The organism is Arthrobacter sp. Y3221159 (assembly GCF_059089885.1).
Map to the genome: position 1 here is coordinate 40567 of NZ_JBNHFC010000024.1, position 6640 is coordinate 47206.

General features: G+C 63.5%; 7 protein-coding genes. 3 read left to right on the forward strand and 4 right to left on the reverse strand.

Features of this window, described 5'->3' with window-relative positions; all coding sequences use genetic code 11:
• Nucleotides 1-137: 137 nt before the first annotated feature.
• The 3 genes from mraZ to dinB all read right to left on the reverse strand — a co-directional run bounded on the left by mraZ (nt 138) and on the right by dinB (nt 2749).
• The gene (gene mraZ / locus AC5RT3_RS18875) at nt 138-566 is read right to left on the reverse strand and encodes a division/cell wall cluster transcriptional repressor MraZ (RefSeq protein WP_009358613.1); all 429 of its coding nucleotides are present in this window, start codon (nt 564-566) and stop codon (nt 138-140) included.
• Nucleotides 567-940: 374 nt separating this feature from the next.
• The gene (locus AC5RT3_RS18880; protein WP_494011960.1) at nt 941-1315 is read right to left on the reverse strand and encodes an SCO2097 family morphological protein; all 375 of its coding nucleotides are present in this window, start codon (nt 1313-1315) and stop codon (nt 941-943) included.
• A 276-nt stretch (nt 1316-1591) separates the two neighbouring features.
• Nucleotides 1592-2749 (reverse strand): DNA polymerase IV, encoded by a 1158-nt coding sequence (gene dinB, locus AC5RT3_RS18885; RefSeq protein ID WP_494053499.1) that lies wholly within the window; start codon nt 2747-2749, stop codon nt 1592-1594.
• 140 nt (nt 2750-2889) lie between these two features.
• Here dinB and AC5RT3_RS18890 point away from each other — a divergent pair, with 140 nt between their 5' ends.
• Both AC5RT3_RS18890 and AC5RT3_RS18895 read left to right on the forward strand, forming a co-directional pair.
• Nucleotides 2890-3417, forward strand: coding sequence for a hypothetical protein (locus AC5RT3_RS18890; RefSeq protein ID WP_494053488.1), 528 nt, complete (start codon nt 2890-2892; stop codon nt 3415-3417).
• On the forward strand, nt 3414-4508 hold the full coding sequence (locus AC5RT3_RS18895; protein WP_494011963.1) for a polyprenyl synthetase family protein: 1095 nt from the start codon (nt 3414-3416) through the stop codon (nt 4506-4508). Before AC5RT3_RS18890 ends, AC5RT3_RS18895 begins: the two co-directional genes overlap by 4 nt.
• Before the next feature lie 9 nt (nt 4509-4517).
• Here AC5RT3_RS18895 and AC5RT3_RS18900 read toward each other — a convergent pair whose 3' ends face one another.
• Nucleotides 4518-4871 (reverse strand): Rv2175c family DNA-binding protein, encoded by a 354-nt coding sequence (locus AC5RT3_RS18900; protein ID WP_494011964.1) that lies wholly within the window; start codon nt 4869-4871, stop codon nt 4518-4520.
• A 242-nt stretch (nt 4872-5113) separates the two neighbouring features.
• Between AC5RT3_RS18900 and AC5RT3_RS18905 the strand changes: the two genes are divergently transcribed.
• Nucleotides 5114-6487 (forward strand): lytic transglycosylase, encoded by a 1374-nt coding sequence (locus tag AC5RT3_RS18905; protein ID WP_494053489.1) that lies wholly within the window; start codon nt 5114-5116, stop codon nt 6485-6487.
• Nucleotides 6488-6640: the final 153 nt, after the last annotated feature.

Sequence of the window (6640 nt, forward strand, 5' to 3'; positions counted from 1 at the left end):
GTACCTGCTTCTTGGGCCAGATCCCCATCCGCGCCTATCGTCCCGCCCGCCTGGCTCCGGGGAAGTGAGTCAGGTTGGCCAGCCGATGGGCGGCTGGAGATCTCGTCCAAGAAACTCCTGATGCTTATTCCGGAAATTCAGAGAATGCCCGGAATGGGATCATCAGTTTCCGAGAAGGCAGTTTCCTTCTCGGCGAGGTATTCATTCCAAGCCTGGGCGTCCCAGATCTCGGCCCGCGAACCCGCCCCAATAACGGCAAGCTCCCTGCCCAGTCCTGCGTACTCCCGGAGCGCCGGTGGAATAGTTACGCGCCCCTGCTTGTCAGGTACCTCGTCAGAGGCTCCAGAGAGAAAAACGCGGATGTAGTCACGGGCCTGCTTCGAGGAGATTGGCGCCTCCCGCATTTGCTCATGGACCCGTGCAAATTCCTTCTCACTGAAGACGTAGATGCATCGTTCCTGGCCCCTTGTGAGCACCAGCCCGCTGGCAAGTTCCTCGCGGAACTTCGCGGGGAGAATGATCCGTCCCTTTTCATCCAGACGTGGCGAGTGCGTGCCCAGAAACACTGGCCCACCGCCCGTCCGCTGTCAGGAACTGCACATCCCCAATGTTGCAACCACCCTCTTATGTCCTCCACATTACTCCACTTTCCCCCACAGTCAACGCAAAGCACATCACGGGCACTGCGAGTTATGGGAATTCAACCCTGAAATGGCGCGGATTTGGGCTGGTGGTGGAAAGTGGAGGGCCTTTATCCAGCAAGCGCTGTTGGAATCACCGCCTGCCTCGCCCGCTGCCTTACGGCCAGCAGGCATGAGGGGCAGCTGCATCCCGGCCCTGAAAAGAGGGGGCTTAAAGCAAAAAAGATCCCCTTTCGGGGATCTTTTTGGAATTGCGCACCTCGCAGGGGTGGAAGGTGGAGGGGCCAGGGCCCCGGCGGTTACTGCTCGCCCCTGCGCCTTTCATCCCAGCGCTCTTCGAGGCTGCTCATGAAAGAACTCCTCTGCTTGCCGGACTTTCCGCCGCCGGACTTGGTACCTGTTTTTGCCCCGGCCGAGCTTCGCATCGTGGCAAAGTAAACGCCGCCGCCCATCACGATAAAACCCAGGACGCCGACGAGGATGCTCTGCAGCGTGACACCCACCAATAGCAGGAAGACTCCAGCCAATGCGCAGAGGACGCCAATCACCACATGCCGCGTGGACCAGGAGCGTCCGGGGTCGGACCCCATGGAATTCGCGAACTTCGGGTCATCCTCGTGAAGCTGCTTCTCCAGCTGCTCAAGCAGCTTCTGTTCGTGCTCCGACAGCGGCATCACGACCTCCTTTTGTAGGCCAACGTCCGGGCTGGTTCCCAGCCACTACTTCTGCACCGTTAACGACTGTTGTTCCTTTGTGGTTCCCGCTTTGCCGGCATTGGCAAGAACGAAAACCAGGCACACAGCCGCGGGAGCGGGAGCATGTCCAAGAGGGTCCGGCAGTAAGTCCAGTCACTCAAAAACTATGTATCTCTAAGGATAGTTTGTTGAGGGCTGTTCTGAAAGACGGCAATCGGCTTTGCGGACCGCCCGCAGACGGGAGCTGACCGCTGATTAAGTGCCCGTTCCGGGTTCCATCAACCGGGCCGGCAACACCGACTTGTTGCCGAATTTGCGGGCCACTTCATCCAGCGCCTGTTCCGCCGCGCGCCAGTTGTCATCCCGGCGGTCAATGCTGAGCTGGAGCGAGGTCCGGGAGGCATCTTCCAGCTGCTCAGCCCTTACTCCCACGAGGCGGACCGCCATGCCCCGGTTGCCCGCCGACTCCAGCAGCTGAAGGACCACCGCGTAGATGAGCTGGGCACTGTCCACCGGCGTGGACACTGTCCGGCTGCGGGTAATGGTGGAAAAGTCGGCAAAGCGCAGTTTCAAGGCAACGGTCCGCGCCACCATTCCCGAACTGCGCAACCGCGCGGCGGTACGGTGCGACAGTCGAAGCAGTTCCCGGTGCAGGACTGCCTGGTCCGCGGTATCCGTGGCGAATGTCTCTTCTGCCCCGATGCTCTTCTCCAGCCGTACCGGGGTCACCGGGCGGGGGTCGATGCCCCAGGAGAGCTGGTGGACGTGTTCACCTGTGGCACCCAGCGTCTTTCGGAGTGCGGATACCGGTGTCGCCGCCACGTCCGCAACCGTCCGGATGCCCATCTTGGCAAGGACCTCAGCCGTTTTGGCGCCGACTCCCCACAGCGCACCGACCGGCAGGCTGTGCAGGTAGGGCACCGTTTCATCGGGCCCGATGAGGAGCAGGCCATCAGGCTTGCACCGGGTGGAGGCGATCTTGGCCACAAACTTGGTCTCGGCTATGCCCACCGACGCCGTGATGCCCAGCTCCGAGGCAACCTGCCGGCGGACCAGTTCGCCGATCCCTCTCGGCGGACCGAGCCGGCGGAGGGCTCCGCTGACATCGAGGAAGGCTTCGTCGACGCTCAGCGGCTCAACGAGTTCGGTAATGGACCCGAAGATGGCCATCAGCTGTGCGGAAACCTCGTAGTACAGCTTGTGACGCGGTTCGATGATTACCGCCTGCGGGCAGATTCTTGCTGCAACAGCCATGGGCATGGCGGACTTGACGCCGAAGGCCCGGGCCTCGTAGGAGGCGGACAGGACTACCGAGCGCTCCGCCGGAAAGCCGACGATTACGGGTCTTCCACGCAGTTCGGGACGCGTCCGGAGCTCCACCGAGACGAAAAAGGCGTCCATATCCACGTGCATGATGCACTTGCGCCTGCGGCCCGGAATGCGCGCAGCGGCTGGCTGATTGGTATGGTCTGGCCCCACGACTGCAATCCTATCCGCCGGTACTGACTAAACTGGAGGCTGCATCCGGCATCAACTCCAGGAGGAAAATCCCTGTGACGGTCTTTGGAAACCTCAAGCCTGTGGGCTTGGCTGCTCTCGCTGCCGGTGCAGCCCTGGCGCTGGCAGCCTGCAGCCCCACTCCGTCAGCCGCACCGGGATCCACTTCCGCCACGTCCGGGCCGGCCGCCACGCAGGCTACGGTGACGGCTTCGCCCAGCCCGTCCGCTTCGCCCAACACCTCCGCCACCGTCGGCGGCGTGGTGGCAGGTTTCCCGCAGGAACTGCTGCCCCTCATGCCGGGTGCCACGGTGGTGTCCAGCAGCTTCGACAAGGCGTCGGCACCCGCAACCGCTGCCTTGGTCGCAACAGCGGGCGCGCCTCCCGCCGCCGTGCTCGACTTCTACACCAAGGCCCTGGAGGGGCAGGGATTCAAGGCGGTCCCCGGTGATGCTGTGGGGGCAGTGGCATCCAAGGACTTTGTCCGGGGCGACAACGAAACGGTGAACGTCGCGGTAGTGGAAGCCTCGGGCGTGTCCACCTTCACCATCGGCGCCAATGTGGCAGCCGAGTCAGCCAAGTGACCGCCGCGGAGCAACTGCGGCACGAACAGGCAGACTATGTGGCGGCGGTGGCCGGTGAACTCACCGGGTTCCTGACGTCGCGGCAGTCTGTCATGTCTGCCATTTCCCCTGATATCGATCCGATCATGGGCTCCATTTCCAACCTGGTCACGGGCGGCAAGCGCCTTAGGGCCCTGATGTGCTACTGGGGCTGGCGCGGAGCAGGCGGCGAAGCCGCGGCCGCGGAAGTGGTGACTGCAGGTGCCGCCCTGGAGCTCTTCCAGGCAGCCGCCCTTATCCATGACGACATCATCGACCGCTCGGACACCCGGCGGGGAGGACCGAGCGTACACCGCCGCTTCAGCCAGCTTCACGGTGCCCAGGGCTGGGCGCTGGACAGCGAAAGGTTCGGCCAGGCGGCGGCCATCCTCGCCGGCGACCTGTGCCTGTCCTTCAGCGAGGAAGCCTTCACGGACATCGGCGAGCGGGCGGCCTCGGGGAGCAGGGCGAGACTGATCTTCAACCTCATGCGGGCAGAGGTCATGGCCGGCCAGTACCTGGACATCCTTGAGGAAGTGGCAGGCCCGGTCCGGGACCGCGCCGGCGCCGTCAGCCGGGCCCAGTCGATCATCCGCTTCAAGAGCGCCAAATACTCCACCGAGCACCCCCTTGCCCTGGGCGGTGCCTTGGCGGGTGCTTCGAATGAGCTGCTGCGGGGCTATTCAGCTTTTGCGTTGCCCCTGGGCGAAGCTTTCCAGTTGCGGGACGACGTCCTGGGTGTCTTTGGTGACCCGCTCACTACCGGAAAGCCTGCCGGGGACGACCTGCGCGAAGGCAAGAGAACCGTCCTGGTGGCCCTCGCACTCGACCAGGCAACAGCTGCGGAGTCCGCATTCATCGACGGCAGGCTGGGCAGTCCGGACCTGTCGGATGACGACGTGGAGGAAATCCGCAGGATCATTGAGGAATCCGGTGCACTGCAGGCCACGGAGGTTCTCATCAGCGAGTTCGGCTCGGCGGCGTTTGAGGCCCTGGAGGCTCTTCCGCTCGAGGAGCTGCCCAAAACAGCCCTGCGGAGGCTAGCTGAGGCCACCGTCAGCCGCGCCTCCTAGGGCTGTTTGTCACCAGGCGAGGGTCTGGGCCCGGCGCCTGATCTCGGTCTTGCGGCCCTCCCGCAGCGCGTCGATAGGCCGGCCGCGCAGCGATTCGTCGTGAGTGAACAGCCAGATGATCAGGTCCTCGTCCGAATATCCGGCATCGGCGAGGACCACGATTGTCCCTTTAAGGCTGTCAACAACCTGCCCGTCCTGGATGAATTCCGCGGGCACAGACCTGATATTGCGGTCCCCCACCCTTAAAGCGGCCAGTGCCCGCTCGTCAATAAGGCTGTGCACCTTGGTGATGGAAACATCCAAAAGACGGGCTACGTCGGGGAGGGGCAACCATTCGCCCACGAGGTCTTCTACATTACTCACGGATCAAGGTTGCCACGGTGGGCCCCCGGGCGCCTAGTCGATAAAGCGCAACCTGGCTCCTGACCTGCGGACACTCCGAAAATCTTTTCTTGCCGGGATTCCCGGAATTCTTGTGCTATCTCCGGATTCATGAGACATTCACAGTGTTAACCCCAGTAACAGTAATAACTTGAGTAACAGTAGTATCAGGAATGTCAGCGGCATCCCCGTCCGCGCCCGCAGTTGAGAAGAGGATTTTTTCCATGACAATGTCCCGCTCGCCCAAGCGGCCACCCAAGCCGAGCCTGCCAATGATTGCCGCCACCACAGCGGCACTTCCCGCGGTCGTATTGTCATCCCTGGCTGTGGCCGAGCCTGCTGCTGCGGAAAAGCCTGCGCGCGCCCTTCCTGCGACCCTGGCTGCGGCCATGGAAGCGCAGGCGGCACAGGCAAAGGCGGCCCACATTCCTGCAGCTTCGGTGTCCACGACCATCCCCACCGCTTTCAAGCCGGCACAGCCTTCAGCCCCTGCGGAGTACACCATTGTGCGGGGCGACACCATCAGCAGCATTGCCGGGCGGTACGGCTTGAACACCGGGGATGTCCTCCGGCTCAACAACCTCCAGGCGAACACCCTGATCTACCCGGGGCAGAAGATCAAACTTTCCGGAGAGCCGGCGGCACCGGCCGCGCCCGCCGCTGCGCCCGCACCGGCAGCACCCGCAACGGGTGAGGGTGCCACCTACACCGTAAAGCCCGGTGACACGCTGGGAGCGATCGCCGCCCGGCACAATGTGCCCTTGTCCGAAGTATTCAGCTGGAACAACCTCAACATGCGCTCGATCATCCATCCGGGACAGAAGATCAAGGTGGGCGGCGGACAGCCCGCGCCGGCTGCCCCCGCCGCAGCGCCGGCACCCGCGGTATTGGCGAATTCAGCCGCCACCCCCGCCCCGGCCACTGGCTCCTACACCGTCAAGGCCGGGGACAGCCTCTATGCCATCGCGTCACGGCACAACGTCAAGCTCTCCGAACTCCTGTCCGCAAACAAGATGAGCATGAGCACCGTCATCTACCCGGGCAACAAGCTGGTCATTCCCGGCGCCCCCGGCCAGGCTCCGGCCCCGCAGCCCGCGGCGGCAGCCGCACCGCTGGTACCGAGTTCCTTCCTCGGATTCAGCTATCCCGCCGCCGTGGTCAGTTCGGCCAACGAGAACAAGGCGCTCCTGAACGCGGCTCCGGTGCCGTCCCGCGCTGAAATGCGCAACATCGTGGCGGACACGGCACGGCGCATGGGCGTTGATCCTGCGCTGGCCCTCGCCTTCGCTCACCAGGAGTCGGGCTTCGACCAGCGCGCCGTCTCTCCCGCCAACGCAATCGGCACCATGCAGGTGATCCCCAGCTCCGGCCAGTGGGCCTCGGACCTCGTGGGGAGGAAGCTGAACCTCCTGGACCCGTACGATAATGCGACTGCAGGCGTGGCGATCATCCGGCAGCTCCTGGCAACCAGCAAGGACGAAGACACCGCCATCGCGGGGTATTACCAGGGTCAGTACTCCGTCAGCAAGTACGGCATGTACGACGACACAAAGGCTTACGTAGCCGCCATCAAGGCGCACCGCAAGAACTTCGCATAGTCCCAGCGGCACTTACTGCGGGGATACGGGGACTGCTGTGAGGAGGGTCCGGACCGATGTGAACTGCTCCCCGGGAGTTGGACTGAGAAATTCAGTTCCGACTCCCGGGGAGCAGTTTTATGCGTGCGTCTAGTTCGTTGTCTGAGGATCAGC

Excerpts from the sequence above, each read along its gene's own strand:
- AC5RT3_RS18905 (WP_494053489.1), top strand. The coding sequence starts at position 5,114 with ATGACAATGTCCCGCTCGCCCAAGCGGCCACCCAAGCCGAGCCTGCCA.
- AC5RT3_RS18880 (WP_494011960.1), bottom strand. The coding sequence starts at position 1,315 with ATGCCGCTGTCGGAGCACGAACAGAAGCTGCTTGAGCAGCTGGAGAAG.
- dinB (WP_494053499.1), bottom strand. The coding sequence starts at position 2,749 with ATGCACGTGGATATGGACGCCTTTTTCGTCTCGGTGGAGCTCCGGACG.